Annotated in this window: 23 protein-coding genes; 9 read left to right on the top strand and 14 right to left on the bottom strand. The window is 33.0% G+C overall.

Features of this window, described 5'->3' with window-relative positions; genetic code table 11:
* Positions 1–9 precede the first annotated feature (9 nt).
* Positions 10–477, bottom strand: a complete 468-nt coding sequence (ruvX, locus tag AAGD42_RS00900; RefSeq protein ID WP_341750288.1) for a Holliday junction resolvase RuvX — start codon at positions 475–477, stop codon at positions 10–12.
* 39 nt (positions 478–516) lie between these two features.
* Between ruvX and AAGD42_RS00895 the strand changes: the two genes are divergently transcribed.
* Together AAGD42_RS00895 and lpxB are read left to right on the top strand one after the other, a co-directional pair.
* Positions 517–2,079, top strand: a complete 1,563-nt coding sequence (locus AAGD42_RS00895; RefSeq protein ID WP_341752913.1) for a phosphoethanolamine transferase — start codon at positions 517–519, stop codon at positions 2,077–2,079.
* A 1-nt stretch (position 2,080) separates the two neighbouring features.
* Positions 2,081–3,244 carry a lipid-A-disaccharide synthase gene (gene lpxB, locus AAGD42_RS00890; RefSeq protein WP_341752912.1) on the top strand — a complete coding sequence of 388 codons (1,164 nt, stop codon included), beginning with the start codon at positions 2,081–2,083 and terminating at the stop codon, positions 3,242–3,244.
* A gap of 167 nt (positions 3,245–3,411) precedes the next feature.
* On the opposite strand, the gene AAGD42_RS00880 is transcribed toward lpxB, so the two are convergent.
* Positions 3,412–4,659, bottom strand: a complete 1,248-nt coding sequence (locus AAGD42_RS00880; protein WP_341752910.1) for a hypothetical protein — start codon at positions 4,657–4,659, stop codon at positions 3,412–3,414.
* Positions 4,660–4,666: 7 nt separating this feature from the next.
* Complete coding sequence (locus AAGD42_RS00875; RefSeq protein ID WP_341752909.1) at positions 4,667–6,355, bottom strand: LuxR C-terminal-related transcriptional regulator; 1,689 nt, start codon at positions 6,353–6,355, stop codon at positions 4,667–4,669.
* A gap of 319 nt (positions 6,356–6,674) precedes the next feature.
* Here AAGD42_RS00875 and AAGD42_RS00870 point away from each other — a divergent pair, with 319 nt between their 5' ends.
* Both AAGD42_RS00870 and AAGD42_RS00865 read left to right on the top strand, forming a co-directional pair.
* A complete protein-coding gene (locus tag AAGD42_RS00870; RefSeq protein WP_341750285.1) occupies positions 6,675–7,298 on the top strand; it encodes a bifunctional (p)ppGpp synthetase/guanosine-3',5'-bis(diphosphate) 3'-pyrophosphohydrolase in 624 nt (207 codons plus the stop codon).
* Between the two features lie 202 nt (positions 7,299–7,500).
* Complete coding sequence (locus AAGD42_RS00865; RefSeq protein ID WP_341752908.1) at positions 7,501–8,232, top strand: HD domain-containing protein; 732 nt, start codon at positions 7,501–7,503, stop codon at positions 8,230–8,232.
* Between the two features lie 426 nt (positions 8,233–8,658).
* Here the strand turns inward: AAGD42_RS00865 and AAGD42_RS00860 are convergent, their stop codons facing one another.
* From AAGD42_RS00860 to AAGD42_RS00820, 8 genes are all read right to left on the bottom strand, one after another.
* Complete coding sequence (locus tag AAGD42_RS00860; protein WP_341752907.1) at positions 8,659–8,853, bottom strand: palindromic element RPE2 domain-containing protein; 195 nt, start codon at positions 8,851–8,853, stop codon at positions 8,659–8,661.
* Positions 8,853–9,470 carry a 30S ribosomal protein S4 gene (gene rpsD, locus AAGD42_RS00855; RefSeq protein WP_341752906.1) on the bottom strand — a complete coding sequence of 206 codons (618 nt, stop codon included), beginning with the start codon at positions 9,468–9,470 and terminating at the stop codon, positions 8,853–8,855. The genes AAGD42_RS00860 and rpsD overlap by 1 nt, the downstream gene beginning before the upstream one ends.
* Positions 9,471–9,590: 120 nt before the next feature.
* Positions 9,591–10,202: a heme ABC exporter ATP-binding protein CcmA gene (ccmA, locus tag AAGD42_RS00850; RefSeq protein WP_341750965.1), complete on the bottom strand. Its 612-nt coding sequence runs from the start codon at positions 10,200–10,202 to the stop codon at positions 9,591–9,593.
* Entirely contained in the window at positions 10,203–11,087 is an 885-nt protein-coding gene (locus AAGD42_RS00845) for a hypothetical protein (RefSeq protein WP_341752905.1), read from the bottom strand. It abuts the gene before it with no gap.
* A gap of 482 nt (positions 11,088–11,569) precedes the next feature.
* Positions 11,570–12,613 carry a hypothetical protein gene (locus tag AAGD42_RS00835; RefSeq protein WP_341752904.1) on the bottom strand — a complete coding sequence of 348 codons (1,044 nt, stop codon included), beginning with the start codon at positions 12,611–12,613 and terminating at the stop codon, positions 11,570–11,572.
* 37 nt (positions 12,614–12,650) lie between these two features.
* Positions 12,651–13,208 (bottom strand): hypothetical protein, encoded by a 558-nt coding sequence (locus AAGD42_RS00830; protein ID WP_341752903.1) that lies wholly within the window; start codon positions 13,206–13,208, stop codon positions 12,651–12,653.
* 556 nt (positions 13,209–13,764) lie between these two features.
* Complete coding sequence (locus tag AAGD42_RS00825; RefSeq protein WP_341752902.1) at positions 13,765–14,268, bottom strand: hypothetical protein; 504 nt, start codon at positions 14,266–14,268, stop codon at positions 13,765–13,767.
* A 134-nt stretch (positions 14,269–14,402) separates the two neighbouring features.
* Positions 14,403–15,131 carry a hypothetical protein gene (locus tag AAGD42_RS00820; RefSeq protein WP_341752901.1) on the bottom strand — a complete coding sequence of 243 codons (729 nt, stop codon included), beginning with the start codon at positions 15,129–15,131 and terminating at the stop codon, positions 14,403–14,405.
* Positions 15,132–15,619: 488 nt separating this feature from the next.
* On the opposite strand from AAGD42_RS00820, the gene acnA reads away from it, so the two are divergent.
* The 5 genes from acnA to AAGD42_RS00795 all read left to right on the top strand — a co-directional run bounded on the left by acnA (position 15,620) and on the right by AAGD42_RS00795 (position 23,467).
* Positions 15,620–18,268, top strand: a complete 2,649-nt coding sequence (gene acnA, locus AAGD42_RS00815; protein WP_341752900.1) for an aconitate hydratase AcnA — start codon at positions 15,620–15,622, stop codon at positions 18,266–18,268.
* Between the two features lie 18 nt (positions 18,269–18,286).
* A complete protein-coding gene (locus AAGD42_RS00810) occupies positions 18,287–18,643 on the top strand; it encodes a hypothetical protein (protein ID WP_341752899.1) in 357 nt (118 codons plus the stop codon).
* Position 18,644: 1 nt separating this feature from the next.
* Entirely contained in the window at positions 18,645–19,475 is an 831-nt protein-coding gene (gene queF, locus AAGD42_RS00805) for an NADPH-dependent 7-cyano-7-deazaguanine reductase QueF (protein ID WP_341752898.1), read from the top strand.
* Between the two features lie 288 nt (positions 19,476–19,763).
* On the top strand, positions 19,764–20,423 hold the full coding sequence (locus AAGD42_RS00800) for an amino acid ABC transporter permease (protein ID WP_341752897.1): 660 nt from the start codon (positions 19,764–19,766) through the stop codon (positions 20,421–20,423).
* 11 nt (positions 20,424–20,434) lie between these two features.
* The gene (locus AAGD42_RS00795) at positions 20,435–23,467 is read left to right on the top strand and encodes an efflux RND transporter permease subunit (RefSeq protein WP_341752896.1); all 3,033 of its coding nucleotides are present in this window, start codon (positions 20,435–20,437) and stop codon (positions 23,465–23,467) included.
* A 235-nt stretch (positions 23,468–23,702) separates the two neighbouring features.
* Here the strand turns inward: AAGD42_RS00795 and AAGD42_RS00790 are convergent, their stop codons facing one another.
* From AAGD42_RS00790 to AAGD42_RS00780, 3 genes are all read right to left on the bottom strand, one after another.
* Positions 23,703–23,939 (bottom strand): GapR family DNA-binding domain-containing protein, encoded by a 237-nt coding sequence (locus AAGD42_RS00790; protein ID WP_341752895.1) that lies wholly within the window; start codon positions 23,937–23,939, stop codon positions 23,703–23,705.
* 42 nt (positions 23,940–23,981) lie between these two features.
* A complete protein-coding gene (locus tag AAGD42_RS00785; protein WP_341752894.1) occupies positions 23,982–25,217 on the bottom strand; it encodes a D-alanyl-D-alanine carboxypeptidase family protein in 1,236 nt (411 codons plus the stop codon).
* A 79-nt stretch (positions 25,218–25,296) separates the two neighbouring features.
* Entirely contained in the window at positions 25,297–25,797 is a 501-nt protein-coding gene (locus AAGD42_RS00780) for a pyrimidine dimer DNA glycosylase/endonuclease V (protein WP_341752893.1), read from the bottom strand.
* Positions 25,798–26,067 lie beyond the last annotated feature (270 nt).

Raw genomic sequence — 26,067 nt, 5'->3', positions numbered from 1 at the left:
GCTATATATCTATCGAACTTTCTTAATAGAATCTAAAGTAGTCTCTAAAATCATACTTGCTGCAATTGAATCGTCTTTTTGGTTACGTTCTCGTCTCTTTACCCCTAACGATTTTAATAAGCTATTGGCAGCAAGGGAAGTAAGTCTTTCATCTTGTAGATATATAGGAAGATTTGTCGCAAAGCTTAGTTTTGTGCTGAATTTTAAAACAATTATAGTTTGTTCACTAGATTGACCATTCATACTAATAGGCAAACCTATGACTATACCACAGATGGAATAAGTTGCGATTAAATCTAATATTGACTTAATCTTATTTTCTTCTATCGTTTCATAAATAGTTTTTATCGGCATAGCGATGCTCTGTTCTTGATTTGAAATAGCGATGCCTGTTTTCCGTATTCCATAATCTACGGCAATAATTGGTTTATTAGCTTGTAGAAGTTGAAAAAATTCTTGCAATGTTGCTATTATCATGATACCTAAGTTACAATTTATACAAAGTACGTGTTTATTATGTCAGAGCTAATTCAAAAACACCTAGATAGTAAATTAATAAAACTATCTTTAGTTTTTGCCCTTATTTATTTCATATTTTTTAATTCAGTAGTTTCTTGTTACAAATTCAGTTACTACAAGGTAACTTTTGTAAAAGCGATATTGGAGTTAGGTAAAGACTTTCTGTATATTTACTTTACTTGTTTTATCATTTTTTTTGGTTTAACTATCCATCGGCTTGTTTTTATAATTGGAACAATATTTTTATTTATAACAGGGGCAATTGCCAGCTATTACCTATATTTTTTTAGAATTTCTCCTACAAAAGAAATGATGGGTAGTTTTTTCTCCACCGATTTTAATGAAGTATACGAAATAGTCAGCATCAAGCTAATTGTTTGGTTAGTTTTCAGTTTATTTAGCTGTGTTTATACAATGAAACACTTCTCCATTTTAGATAGTAAACTATTTGTTACAAAATTACTATCAGCAATTTGCCTTTTAATTACCGTTAATAATATTATCACACCACAGTTTAAATTGCTAGACAGTTATTTTCCTATTCAATATCTACATAATACATATTTATGTTTTTCTAATAGTAAACACACCATGCGTGAGGATATAAACAAGAAATTTTCTTTTGCCGATCAATCTGATCAAAATATTATAGCGGTACTTGTTATAGGAGAATCAGCCAGGTTTGATCATTTTGCTATTAATGGTTATACCAGGGATACTACGCCATATTTAAGTACTGTTGAAAATCTTTTTTCATTTAAAGCACAGTCTTCGTCTAATCATACATATATTTCAGTTCCATCTCTTATGTCTCGCCATCCTGCTAGAGATTTAGAGAAAAGTATGGAAGACACGAGCTTCTTATCAGTTTTCACCACACTTGGTTTTAATACTAATTGGATTGGAACTCAAAGGTTGTTACAATGTTTAGATAGTAAAAACAAATTTGCCATTTATGATGAGGTTAAGTTTACCATAGTACCAGGCGGCTCTGCTTTGTTAAGAATGAATGAGTATGATGAAAAAATGTTACCTTATGTTAAAAGTATTGTAAATAATTCTACTACTAAAGAGGTTTTAGTTATTCATACAAGTGGTAGCCATTGGAAATATTCTGCTAGATATCCTAAAGAATTCCAAAAATTTATTCCTAAGTGTGATTCTTATGCTATGGTAGATCAAAGTGTTTGTAAGCCTGAAGAGTTAATTAATGATTACGATAACACTATTGCATATACTGATTTTTTTTTATATAATGTAATAGATTTATTAAAAAATAATAATGCCATTTTAATGTATGTTTCTGATCACGGTGAATCTTTAGGAGAACATGGTTATTACGGTCACGGTGGAACAATGACTCCAGAACAAACCACAGTACCTTTCTTAGTTTGGGTATCGGATGAATTTAAAAAGAAACATCCTGATTTGGTGAGTTCTATAGCTAATCATTTAGGTACTGAAATTAGTCATGACTATGTATTTCATTCGATTCTTAATTGTGTTGGTATCCGTTCGACAGTGATTGAAAAAAGTTTAAGCCTATGTGGTAAGAAGTAAAATGGCTAAAATTTACCTAATTGCTGGTGAAATATCAGGGGATTTTATAGGGGGTCGTTTGATACGAAGTCTAAAAGAACTATATAAACTGGAGGAAATGAAGTTAGAGTTTGTTGGTGTTGGGGGAAGCCAGATGGAAGAGGCGGGGTTAGAGCGTAGTCTTTTCTCGATGAGTCAAATAAATCTCATAGGCTTCGTCGAGATTATACCACATATTTTTAGGATCACTAAGTTAATTCAACAAACTATTGACGATATTATTCAACATAATCCAGATTTATTAATTACTATAGACTCACCAGAATTTACTTATAGGGTGGTAAAGAAGGTTCGAGAAATTAGACCTAACTTAAAGATCATGCATATTGTTGCCCCATCGGTCTGGGCATACAAGCCTTCCCGGGCTATGAAATACGCTAAAATTTACGATTATTTGTTAGCTTTACTGCCATTCGAGCCGCCATATTTCCAAAAAGTAGGGCTAGATTGTCGATATATTGGTCATCCAATATTAGAGCAGTATTTTTATGATGATAAAGATAAACAACAGTTAAAGCAGGAATTACAAATACCTATTCATTCAAAATTATTATGTGTTACTTGCGGTAGTCGTAAAGGTGAGATAATAAGACATGCACCTATCTTTATAGAAGCAATTAATTTACTAGCAAGGCAGTTCCCTAATCTTCAAGTGATATTTGTCCTGGCTGCTCCTAGTCATCAGTCTTTAATTGAACAATTTTTATCAGAGGCAGTATTTAGCTATCATTTCTCAAGTGACAGACTTAAGATTTTTGCTGCATCTGACCTTGCTCTAGCAAAATCGGGTACTAATACTTTAGAAATTGCTGCTTGTAATACGCCAATGGTTGTTGCATATAAATTAAATATCGTAAGTTTTTTTCTAATAAAATTATTGATAAAAATACCTTACATTTCTTTGATTAATATTATTGCTAATAGGGAAATATTACCAGAATTCATTCAATTTAACTGTACTAAATCAAATATAGTAGCAAGGCTTACATCACTGTTAGTTGATAAAGAAAAAGTTGCTGAACAACTAAGAGAAAGCCAAAAAATCTTAATAGAATTAGGTTTAAAAGGGCATAATTCTTCATCAACTGTTGCAGCCCATACTATAAAGTCAGAATGTTTAAGCTGAAAAAATAAAAATAGACCTCTTGCAAAACTCTACTTCTGCCGGTAATTTGGACAATGATGCGGTACTCGAATCCTCACGTACATTTGAGTACGCTGCGGTTCGAGGTGAAGCGTCTCCTTCAAATCCTTGCGCATAAGCGAGTTTTGCAAGAGGTCTAATATTCAATTTTATTGCAATAAGCTCTTAATAGTTTTTTCTTTACTGTTAATATTGTTTAGCTCACTCTTAAGATGCAATTTTTCTGCTTGTTGTTTAGCTTTATCGCAATATTCTAAAGCTTTGTTGAAATCTCCCTTGCTAAAATAAGCATCTGAATAAGTTATATAAAAAAACATTTTTATTAGATTATCAGCCTTTTTTTCGATTAAATCATTATGCTTATTAAACTCTACTATTACTTTATCAACTTGATTGGTTAAAATGAGTAGTTTCCCATACAACTCTATTGATAGTAAAAACTCTCTAATGTTGTGAATTTTATGGAATAGCTCTATTGCTTCTTGAATTGATTTTATAGACGCCTCTATTTCTGGTGTATTTGTATTAATTGTATCTGTTTTTTTATTTACACTATTTTTTGCTAAGACAAGATTAGCTTTATAGTACAATAATTTTGCCTTTAGACTTTGCATATCACTATCCTTTATTGACTTATTTACTGTTATATTATTGTATCTGTTAATTGCTGTATTTATTTTTTGTTCTGCCTTTTGATAATTACCAATTTTACAAAAATATGCCGAGTATATATATAGAATTTTACATTTTAATATTTCTAAGCCTTCAGTTTTCTTCAAATATTTATTAACCTCATCAACTATCTTGAGAAAATCTTCATATTTCTCTTGATAAAAGTATACTGAAGAAATCATTAAATCCATTGCCGCAAGATTTTCATTATAGTTATCCTGAAATTTATTTTTAAATTGTTGACTAGTTTCAATAAGTTGTTGAAAAGAATGAATAAGCTTAAATTCATGTTCATTCTCTATAAAAAATTTCAATAGTGATTCAAACCACTTTAAATTTAAGGTAGAATAAATATTATTTTTACTGTCTAGTGCTTGACTAAGCTGATGACGTAACACTGCTTGTACTAAGCGATGAATAGTAATGTTATCATTACCATCATAATTGATCATGGAATATTGCCATAATAGAGCAATATGCTTATTTAACGTTAATTTTGGGGACAATAAATGTGGGTAAGCTATTTGTAGCCATTTGAGTAATAGTTTACGAGAGATTTTATTTGGTGCTAGATAAGCATATACTGTTAAAAGTTCAATAGCTATAGGTGGTTCATTGTTAATCTCAGTATCTTTAACAATTGCCTCTAAACTAATATTCCAGGTTATTGCCACTGGGTAGTTATAGTTATTTGTTTCTTCTAAAAATGTGTTATCCGATAGCAATTCTGTTTCATACTTTTTGTAATGCTAATGGTAAATATCCTAAAACTCCAACTAATTGTTTTATATCATTCTGTTCTTCTGCTATATTTCGTTGTATTAAAGTCTTTATTGTTTTGATAGCCTCTTCTTCTGTCATGATATTAATAGGCAATACTGAGAACTTTGTTGGCCAATAACGCTGACGAGTTGTTAAAATCACATATCCACCAGATTCTGGTAAAAATGGTTCGATTTCACGATAATTGTTTACTTTGTCATAAACTAAAAGCCATCCTGAGTTTTCAACTAACCATTGTTTAACATAAGCAATAATGTTTTCTTTTGTATATATGACTTCCGCGTGTCCTAATAATTTAGCGAATTCAATATATTTATTATATAAATGATCAATATTTTCTGCAAGAAACCAAACTTTAAGTGTATAAGGATGTTTTGTATGATTTATATATTGCAAGGCTAATTGTGTTTTGCCTATTCCGCCAAGTCCAGCACATGCAGTAATTGCTAAATTACTTGTTACATCAGATGTATGATTGTGATGTAATTTATTATACAAATCCCTCAATAGTTTTTCTCTACCAATAAAAACATGATCTTGTCTAGGTATATTCCAACTAGTTATATTCTTCGGAAATGTTGTTGTATCTTGTAGCTTAGACCATTGCACTTCTGATTCTTGATTCTTAACTGTTTTTTCAATAGTTGGGCTAAATATTAAAAGATAAGTACTACAAATAATCAAAACCAATACACCAATTATTGGCAGATAAATATTCTTAGCTTTACCTTGAATATTTTTATCTGTTAAATGAGATTGAGGAGAAAGTGAATCAGAATTATTTGATATAATATTATTATATCTTTCACTAAACTTAAGAATAGTGTTGTCTACATTCACATTAGAAAAAATTCTTGCGATAATTTCTAAGAAAATAAAATAATATTGCTTGGATGGGGATATGTCAATATATTCAAAGTTAGCTTGTTTAGGTAAAAATTTTATATATTGTTCTTCTTGCGGTGTAAGGAAAAATACTTTAGATATATCCTGATCATTAGACATAATAACAGAACTATCACCTTCCTGTTGTTTAGCTATATTAGCTTCATTTACCTCTAAAACATAGATGGTACATTGCCTTAATTGCTTTTTGCCTATGTGCTTGTGCTTGCCTAAAACTATAGGAGTATTATTAAGGTATTCTAGCAGTTCTACAAAAACAGTTATTCCTATAAGTTGTAAATCACTACGTATCTTATTGAGCAACAAGTTTAAATCATTGTTTCCTGAGCCATTATTTTTTAGGTCTTGCAAAACAATAAAAAATGATATGTTATCAGATTTTGTTAATATTAATATTTCCTTCAAGACTTTTCTGAATTCTTGTTGAATTAATAAACTGAAATAATAACTCTGTATTAGTTTGTATTTATCAGATTTTTCTATAAAGTTTATAATCCCCTCTCGGGCATTTGTTGATATTTTTCGTTTGATATTAGAAATATGACTTTCAATAGTTCTAATTTCAAGCTGTTTATCCTCATTTGATAGAAAATTAGCTATTCCCTTTGTGTTTTTCCCATGCATAATGCATGCTATTACATCTATTTTTCTTGATGTAAATCTAATATTGTTAATTGTTAGCAAATATTTTTTACAAATCTCTTGTGGACACAAGTTCTCTTTATTTTCCATAATATATATAATTACTTAAACTACTAAATTCATACTCTTGAGGCATTGTATTTTAAATATAAGACATAGTCTGCTTAATTCTCTGAATTATGTCTATGTATTTTTTACTTACGTATAATACTTAATGCTTTTTAATAATTGAAATAATATTTAATATTTTTTAATTAATTAAATTTTTAAGGTTTTAATAAATATCTTCCAGGCTAGAGTTAGTTTAGTTATTTTAGACAGCCTCCTAGGAAGTTAAACTATAATTTAAATTATTGTAAAATAGAAAATATTTTAAATAGGCTCACTGCAACTATAGTAGATATTAATTATGCAAGATACAAATACTAACGATTTATGTAATATCATAAGTTCTATTAGTAGTAAATTGGACAAAAATGATATAGTAGCTGAAATACATTTACATTATAGGTTAAAAGATACTTGTTCTGTTTTAAAGAAGATATTAAGAAAAACTATCGCTTTGAAAGAATTAACGGATATAATTGCTTTTAGAGTTATAGTTGATAAAAAAGAAGACTGTTATAAAGTATTGGCTATTATTTACAGTCTCTACTCTATTAATATCAAGAAGTCTAAAAACTATATTGCTAATCCTAAGGATAATGGCTACCGTTCCTTACACGTCATAGTTGTAGTTGGTATCTATGAACGTAATATAGAAATACAAATACGGAGCAGGAGGATGCATAATATCGCAGAATCTGGCACAGCAAACCATGATAAATATAAAAAAAAGCAGGAAGTAAAGCTAAGAAAGTTACTTTCTAAACAGAAGATTAATACAACTGCTATTAATACTGAGATCAATAACGCATATAATATTTTTAGGCAATTTAATTGGACTATAGCAGAACTCGTTGCTTATGAGCAGGCAATTGAAAATCTTTGTTATAATTTGTACGATGTACAATTGAATAAAGTTATTGAGTAATTTTTCTGCCTGTCCAAAAGCTAAAAAAATTAAAAATAAATTAAAATTTAAAACCTTATACTAATTTGCATTAGAAAATAAAGAATGTAACGTAAATATAACAAAATACTTATTATTTTAAGAAATATATAATAAATTATTTAGTAGTATTTTAATTTTTAGTTTAATATACTTTATAATTAAAATAATATTATGTATTAAAATGGAAGATATTAATAATTGTCAGTATGATTGGGAAGCAAGATACACAAATTGTCATTATGCCGAAAGGCTACTCAATAAATTATCTGAACTGAACCATCAAGTAACGCAACCAGTAGATATGAAGGAGGTTGGAAGAGGTATATGTTACGCCAAAAAATATCATGGCAACCAAATGCGACAATCCGGCGATCCGTATTACTCCCACCCGATAGAGGTAGCATATATGGTTGCTGAATATACCGCACTAAATATACCAAAATATTACAGAACTGATATGATCATTACCAGCTTACTGCATGATACTATTGAAGATACAACTCTTACCGAAGATATGATTGGTAGAGTTTTTGGTGAGCAAGTTGCTAGTCAAGTGGCAGATTTGACCAGGGTGAAATTTTATGGGAAGATTAGTGCGGCAGAGACACTGAATATATTATTTCAACAAAAGAAAAATGATATTTTAATAATAAAACTCTTTGATCGACTTCATAACATGCAGACTATTGCTGCTAAGTCTCCTGAGAAGATTAAGAAAATTATAGAGGAAACTTTACAAGGGTTTGTAATCCTCGCTATATATTTAGAGATACCAGAAATAAAATGGAATTTTATAAAAATGTGCTTTCAACATTTATCAATCACACACTGTTCGACATTGGATTTGCACAGTCTTTTGGATAATTTCCCGTTTCTTTTTCCAATTTTTCAAAGTTTTATTCGGAATAAATAGCCACCGTCTCTATGAGCAATAGGTAAATCGCCCACTCTTTTGCCAACTTTTCAAAATACAATAGCCCGTAAGCAAAACCAATAATTATCGGAACATAACAACCCATAATCCCCTTTTAATAGCTCCACAGTTAACAGTCTTGCAAGAAGTAGCAGTATATTTATTTAGAGCTTGTAAATAAGGAGTATTATTAAGTTGTTCAATACTAAAGTACCTAGGCTCTGTGAACAAAATTTAAATTACTAGATTTCGACTCTTTTTAGCTGCAAATTATAAGATTTTTTTGAAATAGAACTAACTATTCCGGCAAAAATCTTATTAATTTTCGCTTAAAAATACTCAAAATATAAACAATTAAAATTTTGTTCACAGAGCCTAGATTCTCCTTTTTGTTCTATATTTTCAGGATAACGGTAGGCTAAATCCTCAGCAGGAGTAATAGATGTTTTTAGTAAATAAGGCTCTATAGTCAATTGATGAGAAGTTGGGGACGTTGTCGCTCGTCGCTCGCCTATCAGTTATAGGCGTCGCTCCATCGTTCCTAGTACCCCCCCCCCTGAATTGACTATAACTTTCGACAGTTGAACTACTATCTTCCTCGCTAATAGATGGTTGATCCACTATCTTGAATAAAGTTCAATTACTAAATGTACTTCTGGCTCAAAAGGGTATGGAACATCAGAAATTACTGGAATTCTGACGAACTTACCAGACAATGAATGGGCATCAAAAGTTAAATAACCTGGTACGGTATTTTCTTGTTTGCTAGCTGTTTCGAGTATTACAGGAATTTGTTTTGCTGATTCCTTTAGCTCGATGACATCGCCTTCTTTTAATCGCATGCTTGGGATATCAACCTTTTTGCCATTTACCTTAATATGACCATGGGTGACAAATTGTCTTGCAGCAAAAATCGTTGGGGCAATATTCATTCTGTAGATAACAGCGTCAAGCCTTCTCTCTAATAGACCTATAAAATTTTCACCAGTATTGCCTTTCATTTTTTGTGCAAGAGCAAAGGTGTTTCTAAATTGTTTTTCGTTAATCCGACCATAATGACATTTAAGCTTTTGTTTAGCTTTTAAGTGTACACCATAATCAGAAGTTTTAACCATACTATTCTGACCATGTTGACCAGGACGGTAATTTCTTGTATTGAAGGCATCTTTGCTATCGCCCCACAGGCTTACACCTAGTCTTCTGCTTGCCTTATATTTAGAACTAATAATTTTTGTCACGCTCTATAAATCTCATAATTTTGACATTATTAACATATACATTGAAATTCATCAAGTATATATCAAAATATATATATTTTAACAACTAAAGTCAACCCTCATTTCTTGAAATATCAAAAGTTATTTGTTCAACAACAGATAATCCTCAAGATTAATTATTTGTGCTGACTTAATATCTATATTGGAGTGGGAGGTAGCCAAAATCACCCCCCCATTATTTGCTTTTGAAATCATCAAATTATATAGCAATTCTTTATTTTCTTGATCTAGATTTGCTTCTACTTCATCTAATAACCATAAATTTGATTGGCAAGCAATGAGCTTTGCTAAGGCAACCTTCTTTTGGTTGCCAGCAGAAAGCCTGTAACATTTCTCATGCAAAATGTTATATAACTTAAAATAATGTACCGAAGATTCTAATGTTTCAAGGGAATCATAAATTGTAGACCAAAATCTTAGATATTCTAATACAGTTGTTTGAGATTTTAATCCAAGATTATGTCCAATATAATTACAATAAGGTTTCTTTAAATATTTGCAGTTCAATGTTCTATACAAAATATTGCCACTTGTTGGATTTTGTATATTAGCAACAATTCTAAGTAATGAAGTCTTTCCACAACCATTGGTTCCTTGAAAATAAACTATAGATGACGGTAAAAAAGTCATACTAATATTAGTGAAGATACTTTTTTGCTCTATAATAAGAGTGACTTGCTCAAATGACAGCATTTATGCTTGAGTATCCTCTGTAAGCTCCGCCATAAGTGCTACATCATCAAGTTCTAATGTATAGTCAATTGGTGAGAGGTTGGTGACGTCGTCATTCGTCGCTCCATCGTTCCTAGTACCAAATCCTCCTGAATTGACAACATTGTTTACAGGAGTTAAAAAATCTGATGGATCAAACGTATCCATCTCTTTATTTGACTCTTCTTGTGTTTCATTACTACAAAACTTATTTTTGATGAACATAGTAGCAGCACCTAGTATAGTTAGCCCTAAAGAAGCTATAGAATATAAGCAATATGACCACAATTTTTGACTTGAGGTTTGCTCTTGAGAGGATGCTGTAGATGAAACAGTAGAATTTGTTTCATCTGTAATAGTAGTTTCCGCAGGAGTAGTAGAGTTTACTTCAAGTGGAGTAGCAATAGAATTTGTCTCAGCTGTAGTAGTACTTTCCGCAGAAGTAGTAGAGTTTACTTCAAGTGGAGTAGCAGTAGAATTTGTCTCGGCTGTAATAGTACTTTCCACAGATGTGTTTAAAGGGGGATATTTTGTATTATACTCCTTCCATTCAGGAAGATCGTCGAATGGTTCAAAAGAATCGTCATCCAATGTGTTTGAAAATGAATCTTCTTCATATAGTTTTTGTGATACAATTAAAGAGTCATTCAATTTTTTTGAAAAATGGTTCAATGTTTCTACAGAATTGTTCACAATGTAACTTCCTTCATGCTTACTTGAAAGTGTATGATCCTCTGGGCTAGTAGAATAAGCATCACTAGGGAGTATACTAGTGGTGCTTTCTGTAGGAAAGGAATTAACGGTATGATGTAAGGCTGAAGTAGCCAGTAGAAATGTTGATCCAGCAGAACTAGAGAAAATTTTCATAAAATTTGTTTCCTATTTAAGAATATTAATTGATATTTAGTTGTATAGTCAATTGATGAGAAGTTGGTGACGTCGTCACTCGTCGCTCGCCTATTACTTATAGGCGTCGCTCCATCGCTCCTAGCATCAACTTCTCCTGAATTGACTATAACAAGATAGTTAACGTCAACTATCTAAATTGATAAAATAGGTTTTTTGTATATAAGTCAAGGTAATTCAAAGTTGTGTATAAAAAATAAAATAGTGAAATCTGGTTTTTTTGCTATTCTTGCTTCTCCTTGTTATTCCCGCTTCGGTGTGGATCTAGACCCCGTACCAAAGCAGGGGTGACACTAAGTTAAGCAGGAATGACACAAAACATGATTGCTTCGTTGCCATTAAAGTGGCTTCTCGCAATGACGAGTTTTACCCAGGTCATTGCGAGGGGCTATAAAGAGCCTTAGTAGATTAGTTATAGTATCGGTTTGTGTTTTTTTAGCGACTTATACCTCTGATGTTACTAGGTCTTCAGCTCCTGTCAGTGAAACTGATAAATCTTGTATCACCTTTGCATCACCGTTATCATTACTTGGGATGAATTGATCTGACTCAAGTAAACCATGCCCATTACAATCTTTAAGTTTTGGGTCTGATTTACTCAAATACTCCAGACAAGCCTCGTAAATATCGCTACCTTTCTTGTAAAGAAAAGCACCAGCAGCCAACACTGTAAGTATTGCAACCCCACTGGAAACTGCAGTATCCACTATATTTTTCACTGTCCATTCTTTAGCGGAAGGGGGAGTTTGGTCTTGTGGTGTTGTTGGTGTAGAAGATTCTGCCTGGGTAGTGTTTTTTGCTACAGTAGAAGCTTCTGTAATTAAAGAAGCAAGAAATGCTTCGGTAATTTGTTCCGGCGTAGTAGAAGTTGTTGTGCTAGAAGATTCCTTAATTGAAGGGGTTAAAACTGGTAAGTCACATACATGATCAATTGAATGAGATTCGAATAATCTGCTATCGGGAGAATAATATCTAAAAGATACCTCAGCTGTATCATTATTTTTTCCAGTTTTTATTGATATGTCATCTAAATTCTCTCCCCAACTAAGATTGGCTTCGTTTTCCCCTGAAGAAAATGATTGATTGTTGCAAGGTTCAGGAAGACACTTACCATATAATCGGCTCCATGCCGTAGGGAATTCTTTAGTAGGAGTTTGTGGTGATTCTCCAGCTATCATGCAATTATCATTTGGCAAAGTATGGTAGATTGCTTTGGATATTTGTTTATTATTATCACGTGACAGCGTATCACTCCGGGAAGCTTTTAAATCGCATGAATGAATTACCTCACCCTGATGCATCTTCGCATCAAGGGCATCATAATATGAAAAAGTTGCTTTTCCTGTTTTGTCATCTACCGCTTCTATATTCAGATTACTTGCTCTATAGTACCATTCATTGTATGTTTCTTTATTCTGAGTATATTTCTCACCACAAGGAGTATTATAACACTGCATATATATCTTAGAGTATAATATTTGGATCATTTCCCCCTTATGAGTTGATGCCTGAACTGCAATGCAATTACCATTTTCCAAAGTAAGTTTTTTTTTCTGTTAAGTGCAAGGGTAGTGGTGATTCAGCCCGAGCGCTCCTATGATGAACTACATAAGAACTCTCTATGGGTTCTGCAGATTGATGATTAGGATTATATTCTGTAGGAAATGCACCAACGCTTTTCAATGCTTCGCTGGTCATTAGCCCTAAGACAAGTCCTTTAGGAATAGATGAAATAACCTTAGCAACCATATCAAGCAAACTGCTTGATTGAGGATTTGCCTCAGGTTCAATGAGTTTAAGACTGATAGCTTCGCTTTGCTCTGTCTTGTTAAGCATATCTTTGTCAATGTTTCCTTGCTCGTCAAGGGCGGCGTATTTTTTTATAATATATTTTAGGAAGGCTGTTTTTTTTGAATTAGAGAATTTTTTAAGTAACTCTTCACTATCTGGGTGGTTAAAGGCATTTTCCAGACTATTAAGCTGAGTTTCAGTAAGACTTTGTTCTACGTTCTTAGCTTCCTTTTTCTTAGTTTTAAAATACTTACTACGTGTAGATGCTTTAATATTGTGTTTGGGTGTCATAAAAATTTATTTCCTATTTCATAATATTAGTTAATGTTTTCTTTAACAAGATAGTTAACATAAACTATCAGAATTGATAAAATAGCTTTTTCATAAAGAAGTCAAGATTTAATTTTAAAATTGTTTAATAAAAAATAAAATAGTGAAATCTGGTTTTTTTGTCATTCTTGCTTCTCCTTGTCATATATGGACGAGTGAATTTGTCAACAAAGAAAATAAAAAAATAGAGCCACAAAGGAAGCGGTCATATATTCGGCATCGAGTGCCATAATGGTTTCTGCATTCTTATAAATATCCTTGAGTAACCTCTCATTCCCACGGCTTCTAGAGCCTCGACATAATTACGGATTTTGTTCATTCCCGCTTCGGTGCGGAATCTAGACCCCGCACCAAAGCAGGGGTGACACTAAGTTAAGCAGGAATGACACAAAACATGATTGCTTCGTTGCCATTAAAGTGGCTTCTCGCAATGACGAGTTTTACCCAGGTCATTGCGAGGGGCTATAAAGAGCCTTAGTAGATTAGTTATAGTATCGGTTTGTGTTTTTTTAGCGACTTATACCTCTGATGTTACTAGGTCTTCAGCTCCTGTCAGTGAAACTGATAAATCTTGTATCACCTTTGCATCACCGTTATCATTACTTGGGATGAATTGATCTGACTCAAGTAAACCATGCCCATTACAATCTTTAAGTTTTGGGTCTGATTTACTCAAATACTCCAGACAAGCCTCGTAAATATCGCTACCTTTCTTGTAAAGAAAAGCACCAGCAGCCAACACTGTAAGTATTGCAACCCCACTGGAAACTGCAGTATCCACTATATTTTTCACTGTCCATTCTTTAGCGGAAGGGGGAGTTTGGTCTTGTGGTGTTGTTGGTGTAGAAGATTCTGCCTGGGTAGTGTTTTTTGCTATAGTAACAGCTTCTGTAGTAGTGATTTTGGCTAATTCTGCTAATACTTTATCCCTACCGTCCAATGCAAGAGAATAATCCTTACATAGCTCAAGAGCAGCCTGATATTCTTCTAGAGCTTTTAGAAGGTTCCCCTTAGCAAGCAAACGGTCGCCAGCCTCTACAAGCGGATAAGCTGGTTCATTGCATGTAACCGCTGGGCTGCTGGTAAGTGGTTCAGTCTTGTTAAACGTATAGCGTATTATTTCTGATTGGTTATCAGGGTGTTCATGTCTTGTGCCTATCCAGATACTTGGTATGTCTTCGTGGATAGATGATTTTTTTCAGCAATATACACTGAGTTATAGGTCGTGCTATTAACTGGAGGATCGCAAGGAACCGCCCAACATCTAATATATAGTTGTGTATAACCTTCGTTTTCGAGCCTAAAATTCTTTACGATCGTTCCTACGCAGTGTTGATTTGGTAAAGTATGCGAGCTAAATATCCTAGTTTCATCATGCCCCGCAGCCCGAGCGCTCCTATGATGAACTACATCAGAACTCTCTATGGGTTCTGCAGATTGATGATTAGGATTATATTCTGTAGGAAATGCACCAACGCTTTTCAATGCTTCGCTGGCCATTAGCCCTAAGACAAGTCCTTTAGGAATAGATGAAATAACCTTAGCAACCATATCAAGCAAACTGCTTGATTGAGGATTTGCCTCAGGTTCAATGAGTTTAAGACTGATAGCTTCGCTTTGCTCTGTCTTGTTAAGCATATCTTTGTCAATGTTTCCTTGCTCGTCAAGGGCGGCGTATTTTTTTATAATATATTTTAGGAAGGCTGTTTTTTTTGAATTAGAGAATTTTTTAAGTAACTCTTCACTATCTGGGTGGTTAAAGGCATTTTCCAGACTATTAAGCTGAGTTTCAGTAAGACTTTGTTCTACGTTCTTAGCTTCCTTTTTCTTAGTTTTAAAATACTTACTACGTGTAGATGCTTTAATATTGTGTTTGGGTGTCATAAAAATTTATTTCCTATTTCATAATATTGGTTAATGTTTTCTTTAACAAGATAGTTAACATAAACTATCAGAATTGATAAAATAGCTTTTTCATAAAGAAGTCAAGATTTAATTTTAAAATTGTTTAATAAAAAATAAAATAGTGAAATCTGGTTTTTTTTGTCATTCCCGCCCACTATTGTCATTCCCGCGTAGGCGGGAATCTAGACCCCTGCTTTCGCAGGGGTGACACTAAGGTAAGCAGGGATGATATAAAATATAAATATTTTTCAAATTAAATTGCATGAAAAGCTTAGTGTTAGGTATTTTTAGTGTATACTCAAAATGAAAGTTAATGGTAGTGGTCGTGGCAATCCATTTGGGTTGCTTCAATGCCACTAAAGTGGCTTCTCGCAATGACGGTTGGGGTTTGTGTGCTTCTCGCAATGACGTCTGGGATATCGAGAACTTATTCGAGTTAGCTATAAAACAAATTTGGAGTGGTTAATATGAATTATGATTATCTTAAAGAAATATCTGTTGGAGAGGATGTTTATAAAATTTTTGATATAAATAAGGCGGCAAGTGATATTGGGCTTGAGTTAAAGCGTTTACCTTATAGTTTAAGGATATTATTTGAAAATGTTCTGCGTCTAACTGGTAGCCAAGAGAAGTTGTTGCTATTTAAAGAATGGCTTAAGGCAAGGAAATCCGAGGCTGAGATACCATTTATGCCAGCTAGGGTACTGATGCAGGATTTTACTGGCGTTCCGGCTATTGTTGATTTAGCTGCTATGCGTGATGCTATGAAAAAACTAGGGAAGAATCCATTAAAGATTAATCCTTTGATACCTGTTGATCTGGTAATAGATCATTCGGTACAAGTCGATTATTATGGAACAAGTGAAGCTTTTGATAAAAATGTTACAATGGAAGTAGCTCGGAATATAGAGCGTTATGAGTTTTTAAAATGGGGGCAGGAAGTATTTGATAATTTTAAAGTAGTACCCCCGGGAACAGGTATTTGTCATCAGGTTAATTTGGAATATTTAGCTAATGTTGTGTGGACTAAACAACAAGAAGGGGTAACTTTCGCTTATCCGGATACATTGGTTGGTACAGATAGTCATACTACGATGATTAATGGTCTGGCAGTTCTTGGTTGGGGAGTAGGGGGGATTGAAGCTGAGGCGGCAATGCTTGGTCAGCCTTTATCAATGATTATACCCGAGGTAATTGGCTTTAAATTGACTGGCTCTTTAAATGGGATGATTACCGCTACAGATTTGGTGCTAACCGTTACCCAAATGTTAAGGAAGAAAAATGTCGTTGGCAAATTTGTCGAATTTTATGGAGATGGATTGGACTTTTTAACATTGGCAGATAGGGCAACTATTTCAAATATGGCTCCTGAATATGGTGCTACTTGTGGCTTCTTTCCAATTGACAATGAGACTATCAAATATCTTAACTTGACGGCTAGAGAGCCAAATCGCATAAAATTAGTAGAGCAATATGCTAAGCTACAGTCATTATGGTACGAAACGACAATTATTCCAGAATATACTGAGACATTAGAGCTGGATTTATCTACTATCGAAGCTTCTTTAGCAGGGCCAAGACGTCCACAAGATCGAGTTAACCTAAGAAATGCCGCCAGTAATTTTAACAGTGAACTAGCTTCTTTAACCAAAGGTGATGTTAATATTGATAAAAAATACCCTGTGACTGATGAATATGCAATCAGTCATGGTGATGTCGTAATAGCGGCAATTACTAGCTGTACCAATACTTCCAATCCTAATGTAATGGTTGCTGCTGGCTTGCTGGCTAAAAAAGCAGTAGAACTTGGACTAGTGAAAAAGCCATGGGTTAAGACCTCATTGGCTCCTGGTTCAAAAATAGTAACGGAATATTTGAAAAAAAGTGGGCTTGAGCAATATCTCAATGATTTAGGTTTTAATCTTGTTGGCTATGGGTGTACTACTTGTATCGGCAATTCTGGGTCACTGTTGCCGGAAATAGAAGAGACTATTACCAAAAACAATCTGGTTGTTGCTTCGGTATTATCTGGTAACAGAAATTTTGAGGGTAGGGTACATCCTTTAACCATAGCTAGTTATCTTGCCTCTCCGCCGCTAGTTATTGCTTATGCTATCACCGGTACTATCAACATTAATCTTGAGACTGATGTGATAGGAAAAAGTCATGATGGTAAGGATGTTTATCTTAAGGATATTTGGCCTACTCAACACTCGATACAGAAAATAATTGAGGAATCTATTGACTGTAAAATGTTTAAGGAGAAATATAGTGATATATTCTTAGGTGATAAGGAATGGCAAAATATTAAGGTAACTAAAAGTGATACTTATAATTGGAATAAAAATAGCACTTATATCAATAATCCACCTTATTTTGAAGGTATCGAGCATATATCCAGTGAATTGGGGGATATAGAATCTGCTAGGATATTAGCCATCTTTGGCAATTCTATTACTACTGATCATATATCGCCAGCCGGAAATATTAGTAAAACAAGCCCTGCTGCTAAATATTTAACTGAGCAGGGTATTTTACCAGCAGATTTTAACTCTTATGGATCACGACGTGGCAATCATCAAGTAATGATGCGTGGGACTTTTGCCAATAATAGGATTAAAAATGCTATGTGTCCTGGAATTGATGGGGGGATAACGATCAATCAACGGAATGGTCAACAAATGAGTATTTATGACGCCTCTCAGGATTATAAGGCTCATTCTATCCCTTTAGTAATTTTTGCAGGTAAAGAATATGGCTCTGGTTCGTCGAGAGATTGGGCAGCAAAAGGTACTAGTTTACTAGGAGTAAAAGCGGTAATTGCTGAAAGTTTTGAAAGAATTCATCGGTCAAATTTAGTTGGTATGGGCGTATTACCGCTTGTACTCACTTCTACTACGGTAAGTGATTTAAAACTTGATGGTTCTGAATATATTACAATTACAGGCTTAAGTAATAAAGTAGGGCCTTATAAACAACTTAGTTGTGTTATCAAGAGGAAAAGTGATATAATTGAAACTATCGGCGTAATATTACAAGCTTTTACAGATAATGAGATAGATTATATAAAATATGGTAGTATAATGCACTTAGTGGTTAAGAATTTTAGTAGTTAAAAAGTTGAAGAGATGAAAATGGATAAGGAAATTAAAAAATATATAGCAGCAGGAAAAACTAATCTTGTCGTAACTTATATATTATTTTTATGTGGAATAGTTGCTCCGTTATTACCTATTATTGGTGCAGTTTTTTCCTATATTAATAAGGATATTAAAAATAAATATTTATCTAGCCATTATATTTTTATATGGCGGACTTTTTGGATAGGATTCGTTGGTATGATGATATCTATAATAACCACTATAATACTAATTGGTCCTGTATTGTATGTATGTTTGTTGGTGTGGTTTATATTAAGGATTGCTATGGGTTTTAAATATTTATTAAATGGTGTGGAGCATCCGAACTACATGACTTACTGGATAAAATAAAATGGATTTGGAAACTATACTTGGCAAACAAACTTCATATATAGATGTGTACGATAATAGTTTATTACAACCAATTAGTCGTAAATTTGCTAGAGAGCAATTACAGATAATAGGTGATTTACCTTTTTATGGCTTTGATATTTGGAATTGTTATGAGGTCTCTTGGCTAAGCCAAACTGGTAAACCTGAGGTATGGATATTGGAATTTATGGTGAGTAGTGATTCACCTAATATTATAGAATCAAAGTCACTAAAGCTTTACTTAAATTCTTTTAGTAATACTAAGCTTAGCAGTTCAGAGCAAGTAATAGAGTTAATTACCAGGGATTTAGGTCTAATATTTGGGTCAGATGTAATAGTGTTTTTAAAAGATTTAGAGTCATATGATGGCACTAGGCTGCAGTCTTTTTCAGGTGTAAATCTCGATAAATTAGATGTGACAATTACTAGTTTTGAAATTAGCCAGAACTTGCCAAAATTGTTGGAAGATGATACGAATATCGTCGATGAGGTGCTATATTCTAATTTGCTCAAATCAAATTGTTTAGTTACTCAACAGCCAGATTGGGCATCAGTACAGATTAGTTATCGAGGCAGAAAAATTGACCATAGTTCTTTATTAAAATATTTGGTGTCATTTCGTAATCATAATGAGTTTCATGAACAATGTATTGAGCGTATTTTTTGTGATATTAGTAAGTTTTGTATTCCCGATGAATTAACTGTTTATGCCAGATATACAAGACGTGGCGGCATAGATATTAACCCTATAAGGTCTAGTAGCAATCTAGATGTTACGAAAATTAGCAATTTAAGACATATTCGTCAATAATTACTGAGTAGCTAACATTAATTTGTTGTATATATATTTATAATAAGGTATTTTTAGTGGAAAAAATATGGGCAAAAGTAAGTTATAGCTAATAGTATCTGTATATTAGCGAGGAGTCGGTTTGTAACACCTCGTCATTGCGAGGAGCCGCAAAGCGGCGACGCGGCAATCCAAGAAAGTGATTAGAAATAGATTGCTTCGACTACTATATGGTCTCGCAATGACGTATAGAAATAGATTTAATTATCTCCTGTATTGAAACGAATTCAGGAAATTTAAGAGTGTTAGATGTTTGAGCAATTACTTGATTTTTCTTCTATATATTTTATTATAGAAGGGATGGTAGTAACACTAAAATATAGCTTAGTTTCAGTGTTATTTGGATTGATTATCGGTACTTTACTAGCAATTTGTAAGGTAAGCAAAAGTCATGCCTTAAGGCTATTTGCTAATTTTTATACATCAATTTTTCGTGGTACACCACTACTTATCCAACTTAGCATAATTTATTTTGGTTTGCCTGGGGTAATTGGTATTAAGCTTGGGGTATTCGCTGCAGGTACCATAGCTTTCTCATTAAATTCAGGGGCATATGTTTCGGAAATAATTAGAGCTGGAATGAATGCTGTTGATAAGGGGCAGATTGAAGCGGCTAAGGCGTTAGGCATACCTGAAAGATTAATGATCAAAGATATCATCTTACCGCAAGCTATAAGAAGTATTTTACCTTCACTGGTTAATGAGCTTATTAACCTAATCAAAGAGTCGTCGATTATATCAATGATCGGTGAAATGGATTTAATGCGGAGAGCTCAGCTAGTATCACTGGAACATTATACTTATTTTACGCCTTTGTTAATAGCAGGGCTTTGTTATTATGTTATGGTAATAATTATTAGTAACTTAGCCAAAATTCTTGAGAAAAAATTAACAATTGGTATTGAGTAGGATTTGTTTATATGTATTTAAGTGAAATATGCATCAAGCGTCCAGTATTTGCAACAGTTCTGAGTCTAGTAATTGTTATTTTAGGAGCTGTATTTTTTACTAAACTACAAATTAGGGGGATTCCCGATATCTCTTCTTCTGTAATAACAGTATATGCAGATTATCCTGGGGCGGATGCTCTTTATATGGAAAAAGAAATTACCACTCGTATTGAAAAGGCTCTAAAAACTATAAAAAATCTTGATTCTATCACTTCCCAAAGTGCGACAGGTAGTAGCCATATCTCTTTAACATTTTTATCATCGGCTAATATCGAAGCATCCTTAAATGAGGTTCGGTCTAAAATTGCTGAGATAAGCTATATATTTCCCAAAGATATGCAAGCCCCTTATATTGGTAAGCACGATGCTAATAATTATCCTAGTTTGTTCTTAAGCATTAGTAGTGACGTATATAATAATTTGCAATTAACTCAGATTGCTCAAGAGAATGTAGTCAACCTTTTAGAAAAACTTGAAACAATAGGTCGAGTAGAAGTGCATGGTGGTAAATATTATTCTATGCGGATAGAGCCAGATCCGGTAAAATTATATCAGCATAAAATGTCGGTGTTGGAAATTGAAAATGCTATAAAAAAACAAAATATCTATTATCCGGCAGGAATTATTAAAACCGCCATCCGTGATTTTACTGTAAGATTAGATGGGTCTTTAAGTAAACCGGAACAGTTTGAACAAATTATACTAAAAGTAACAGATGCCAGTATATTAAGATTGCAAGATATTGCTAAAGTGTATTTAGCTCCTCCAGAAAATAATACAATTGTTAGATATAACGACAAAAGTGCATTAATACTTGGTCTTGTCAAACAATCAAAGGCAAACATACTTGAGTTATCTAAAGAGGTTAGGTCGTCACTAGATAAAATTAAAAAGAATTTACCTAATGGGGTAACAATTGATATAGCCTATGATGAGTCAATTCCAGTTAATGCCTCAGTCAAATCAGTATTCTTCACGATCTTTGAAGCATTAATTTTAGTTATAATAGTAGTATATTTATTTCTGGCATCAGTAAGAATCACTCTGATACCACTTGTAACCATTCCGGTATCGCTGATTGGTACATTTATTGTCATGTATTATTTAGGATTTTCTATTAACATATTTACCCTTTTAGCAATGATATTGGCTATTGGTTTGGTGGTAGATGATGCAATAGTAATGCTGGAAAATATTTTTAGATACAATGAGATGGGACATTGTGCTATGGAATCTGCCATCCTGGCATCTAAGGAAATTGGTTTTGCTATTATAGCAATGACTATAACACTTGCCTCAGTATTCTTACCAATAGGTTTTATTGACGGATCTATGGGTAAGTTATTCATTGAATTTGCTTGGACCTTAGCATTCTGTGTGTTAGTTTCTGGTTTTGTTGCTTTAACTTTGACGCCAATGATGGCAAGTCGCATGATTGGCAAAAATGACCAACCTTCCTTAGGGTTTTTAGTTAAATTTGACCAGTTTATTAAATTAGTCCAAAGCAAGTATTTGGTCTATTTAAATCTTGCTTTTGATCATAAAAAGCAATTCTCACTTATTATTGCCCTATCTTTAGTGGTGCTAGTCGTTAGTTTTATCTTTGTTCCAAAGGTGTTTATTCCTCAGGAGGATGATGGCATTGTGAATCTTTCCTTCGTTGGTCCTCAAGGTTCTAATAGTGAACAATCAGAAAGATCAATAATAGAAGTTGAAAAAATACTTAGTTCTTACAAAGATATCGCAGGTTATTTGATAGTAATAAAAGGGGGGCGTGGTCATGGTTTTATACCTCTTAAAGATTGGAAAGTAAGGTCAATGTCACAAACAACTATAATAAACTTACTTAATCAGCAATTTCAACAAATAGCTGGAATATCAATTTTTGCAGTGGAACCACGCTCAATGGTTAGTGATAATGCTGGAAGTCCTATGGAATTTACTTTGCAATCCTCGCTTGAATATGAGCAATTAGTTCAAATATCAGAGAAATTCGTCGATACTATGAAGAAAAAACCAGCTTTTATGAATATTTACAGTAATGTAGATTCCTCTATGCCGACCATTGACGTAATTGTTAACCGAGATAAAGCTTACCTTTATGGTGTGAGTTTAGAAAATATAGGGTTAACATTGCAATATTTGCTAGCAGGAAAGCAGCTTGGTGATTTTAGAATGGGCAATGAATTGTATGATATAACTATGCAGTATAATTTAAAACATCGTAGTAATATCGATCACTTTAGTAAGATACTGATACCAACCAATAAACCAACTAATAATTTATTGCCATTAAATGTCGTGGCTAATATAGTTGAGAAAGTATCTATCAAATATTATAATCATTATAATAATGCTAGATCAGTAACCATCTCGGCAGATTTAGCCCCAAACCAAAAAATTACCGATGCAATAAAGCAAGTGAATAACATAGCTAATGAATTATTGGATAATAATACCACTATTCTAGAATATATTGGCGAAATTAAGAAAAAGGCTGAATCAGAAGGTACTATGACTACTACGTTCTTATTTGCTTTATTGTTTATTTACTTAGTGCTTTCAGCACAATTTGAAAGTTTTACTGATCCGATATTAATCCTTATTGCTGTACCATTTTCATTTACTGGTGGCGTATTAACACTCTGGATATTTGGTAATACGTTTAATATGTATAGTAGTATTGGCTTGCTCACTTTAATTGGTTTGATCACAAAAAATTCTATTATGATCGTAGAATTTACTAATAACTTAAGAAGCCAAGGATTAAATATTAGAGAAGCTGTAACTAAAGCTTCTAGCTTAAGGCTTAGACCAATTCTAATGACTACTCTAGCAACCATTTTTGGAGCAGTATCATTAGTTATCGCCTCAGGAGCAGGAGCCGAAGCTCAAAAGTCTATTGGTTTGGTAATAGTTGGGGGTATGACTATTGGAACTCTGTTTACTATATTTGTTATTCCAGTTTTATATCAAAGTTTTAAAAGGGAATCATTAACTTAATGTCGAATACTCTTACCTAAGCTGTCATTGCGAGGAGCTACTTTAGTAGCAGCGAAGCAATCCATTTCTAACCATTTTCCTGGATTGCTTCGTCGGCTTACGCCTTCTCGCAATGACGTCTTGTACTTTAACTTTTTTCCCGTGAACGCTCACAAAACCTAATATATATAATATCGTGAGTACTAAATTCAATAAGAGTCGACGTTTAATTATAGCAATATTTTGCAAATAATTGTTAAATATTCAACGCTCCACGATATATCTCTATTAGGCTATCTTCTTCAGCAAGATCATCTTTATCTTTTTTCTTAAGTTTCAGAACATGCTTAATTATCTTAATATCATAGCCTTTATGTTTAGCTTCTTCATAAGCATCCTTTATTAGATCGGTCAGTTCGGTTTTCTCTTCCTCTAATTTTTCAAGTTTACTGATAGTGTCAATTAAATCTTGTGAATCGATTATCTCTGTCATAATTATAAATATTATAAGTTTAGTAAAATGCCAATTACCAAATTATTTGCTAAAAAACAAATAATTAAAGTAGCAAGCTATTCTCTTCAAAAATCCTACTTTGTCAATGGATTCTTTAGCAAGAAGAGCTATTTCTTGAACATCATTGTCAACAGTTACAGTTATTTTACCAACAATATCCCCAGCCTTTAAAGGAGCTGAAACAGTTGACGGTATCGATATTTTTATATCAATTTTTTCTTGGTTAGAACGTGGCACAACCATTGACAACTTTTCTGCTGCTACAAGTTGCACTTTATCCTTTACACCAAGCCATACATCAGTTTCTGATATTATATCACCTTTGGCATAAAACTTTTTGTTAATAAAGTTTTGCTTAATCCAATCTAATAGCATTAGAGATTCATCAGCTCGCTTTTTCATAGAACTAAGACCATTAATAACCATAATATAGCGACGCCCATCATCTATACATGATGCTACCATACCATAACCCCCATCATCAGTATATCCTGTTTTAATACCATCACATCCAACTTCTTTATATAATAAGGGATTACGATTTCCTTGAATAATAGGGCGACCTTTTTGATCTTTACCGAAAGTAAAATATTTTTCACTATAAATGCGATAAAACTCTGGGTGGTTTTTAATAAGAGCTCTGCTAAGTAGTGTGAGATCATAGGCGGTACTATAATGATTTTCTGCTGACCAACCACTAGCATTAACAAAATGAGTATCCTTCATACCTATTTTCTGTGCTTGTAAATTCATAGCCTCAACAAAATTTTCTTCCGTTCCGTACAACCCTTCAGCCGCTACAATACAAGCATCATTTCCTGATTGAATAATAATACCATTCAAAATATCTTCAAGACGTACCATTTCACCTAGAGGCATGAAAGATTTTGACCCTCCCATACGCCAAGCTTTCTCACTTACAATAAAATGCGAATCAAACGACACCTCGCCCTTCTGAATTTTCTCTTCAATAAGATAAGATGTCATTATTTTGGTCATAGATGAAGGAGTCATACGCTCATAAGCATTCTTTGCCAACAACACTTTACCTGTAGCGTAATCTATGACTATTGCTTGCTTTGCTTCAAGGGTTATTGCATTACTATCAGAATGATGAATCACATTATTATTTTCCTCTGTGCTAGATGTCACTGCTTTAATAGGAGACTCTGCCTTAACAGTAACAATAGGTAATATTAAGAGACAAATTAATATCAAATATAGTGTAAATATCGAAATTTTATAAATCTTGTTCATGTAATGCCATAGTTGTCAATTTTATTTCCACATCATAATATTTATTTCAACACATGAAAGGATAAAACTTAATATAAAATCAGTTATTATACCATAAAGGTGGTTCTCTGTTAATCCATTTCGGTGGTAATTTATCATGGTGCCATTTTGCATTGAGATATTTTCTATAAGCTTCACAAGGATCGCTAATATGCTTAAAATCCACCTGCATGCTCTCTGATTTAGTACAATTAGCAAATGGAGTTATTATGCCATCTTGAATATCAGTTCTACGTTCTAACAAATATGGTAATAACCTTGTGGAAGCATGTTTTTTGTTATAACGAAAATTATATTCTTCGCATAATGCTAAAAAATGCTGAAATAACCAGTCCCAATTGCCAATATTCAATGCCGCCCAGATAGTACATGGGTGCTTCATGTGAGTTGGTTTGTAGATATGATCATATATAACGCCGCTATTAATGAATATTGCGGTACTTAACAATTGTGCTGTTTCTAAAACCATTTTAACTACACGTTTGTTATCCAAGGCATGTGCAGATATTACAGGACAGTTATTAGTAACAAAAATATTCATAATTTTTATCGATTAAATAAATAACAATATAATTTATTATTCTAACCTGAATTAGATATAACAAGATAAATATAACAGATTTTTATGCTCCACTAATAGCTGTTTTCATTATTTTTGCAATATTGCTTATTTTTTTCATTCTCTAACTCAGTACATCATAAGTTTTTACAAGAATTTTCAAATAACTGCTTGCATAAAGCGAGAATTTAGTATATGTTGCTGCAGCAGCAAAGGTCGTATTAAACGGCTTTATTGTAAAAATAATACACA

The sequence above is a fragment of the Candidatus Tisiphia endosymbiont of Dioctria linearis genome, assembly GCF_964026545.1.
Classification (GTDB): domain Bacteria; phylum Pseudomonadota; class Alphaproteobacteria; order Rickettsiales; family Rickettsiaceae; genus Tisiphia.
Note: the sequence above shows the minus strand (reverse complement) of the source record. Positions and strands in the feature narration are given on the sequence as shown.

What these genes read in the sequence shown, in the direction of transcription:
- ruvX (WP_341750288.1), bottom strand. Translation starts at nt 477, where the DNA reads ATGATAATAGCAACATTGCAAGAATTTTTTCAACTTCTACAAGCTAAT.
- AAGD42_RS00895 (WP_341752913.1), top strand. Translation starts at nt 517, where the DNA reads ATGTCAGAGCTAATTCAAAAACACCTAGATAGTAAATTAATAAAACTA.
- lpxB (WP_341752912.1), top strand. Translation starts at nt 2,081, where the DNA reads ATGGCTAAAATTTACCTAATTGCTGGTGAAATATCAGGGGATTTTATA.
- AAGD42_RS00875 (WP_341752909.1), bottom strand. Translation starts at nt 6,355, where the DNA reads ATGGAAAATAAAGAGAACTTGTGTCCACAAGAGATTTGTAAAAAATAT.
- AAGD42_RS00870 (WP_341750285.1), top strand. Translation starts at nt 6,675, where the DNA reads ATGCAAGATACAAATACTAACGATTTATGTAATATCATAAGTTCTATT.
- AAGD42_RS00865 (WP_341752908.1), top strand. Translation starts at nt 7,501, where the DNA reads ATGGAAGATATTAATAATTGTCAGTATGATTGGGAAGCAAGATACACA.
- ccmA (WP_341750965.1), bottom strand. Translation starts at nt 10,202, where the DNA reads ATGCTGTCATTTGAGCAAGTCACTCTTATTATAGAGCAAAAAAGTATC.
- AAGD42_RS00845 (WP_341752905.1), bottom strand. Translation starts at nt 11,087, where the DNA reads ATGAAAATTTTCTCTAGTTCTGCTGGATCAACATTTCTACTGGCTACT.
- AAGD42_RS00835 (WP_341752904.1), bottom strand. Translation starts at nt 12,613, where the DNA reads ATGATCCAAATATTATACTCTAAGATATATATGCAGTGTTATAATACT.
- AAGD42_RS00830 (WP_341752903.1), bottom strand. Translation starts at nt 13,208, where the DNA reads ATGACACCCAAACACAATATTAAAGCATCTACACGTAGTAAGTATTTT.
- AAGD42_RS00820 (WP_341752901.1), bottom strand. Translation starts at nt 15,131, where the DNA reads ATGACACCCAAACACAATATTAAAGCATCTACACGTAGTAAGTATTTT.
- acnA (WP_341752900.1), top strand. Translation starts at nt 15,620, where the DNA reads ATGAATTATGATTATCTTAAAGAAATATCTGTTGGAGAGGATGTTTAT.
- AAGD42_RS00810 (WP_341752899.1), top strand. Translation starts at nt 18,287, where the DNA reads ATGGATAAGGAAATTAAAAAATATATAGCAGCAGGAAAAACTAATCTT.
- queF (WP_341752898.1), top strand. Translation starts at nt 18,645, where the DNA reads ATGGATTTGGAAACTATACTTGGCAAACAAACTTCATATATAGATGTG.
- AAGD42_RS00800 (WP_341752897.1), top strand. Translation starts at nt 19,764, where the DNA reads ATGTTTGAGCAATTACTTGATTTTTCTTCTATATATTTTATTATAGAA.
- AAGD42_RS00795 (WP_341752896.1), top strand. Translation starts at nt 20,435, where the DNA reads ATGTATTTAAGTGAAATATGCATCAAGCGTCCAGTATTTGCAACAGTT.
- AAGD42_RS00790 (WP_341752895.1), bottom strand. Translation starts at nt 23,939, where the DNA reads ATGACAGAGATAATCGATTCACAAGATTTAATTGACACTATCAGTAAA.
- AAGD42_RS00785 (WP_341752894.1), bottom strand. Translation starts at nt 25,217, where the DNA reads ATGAACAAGATTTATAAAATTTCGATATTTACACTATATTTGATATTA.
- AAGD42_RS00780 (WP_341752893.1), bottom strand. Translation starts at nt 25,797, where the DNA reads ATGAATATTTTTGTTACTAATAACTGTCCTGTAATATCTGCACATGCC.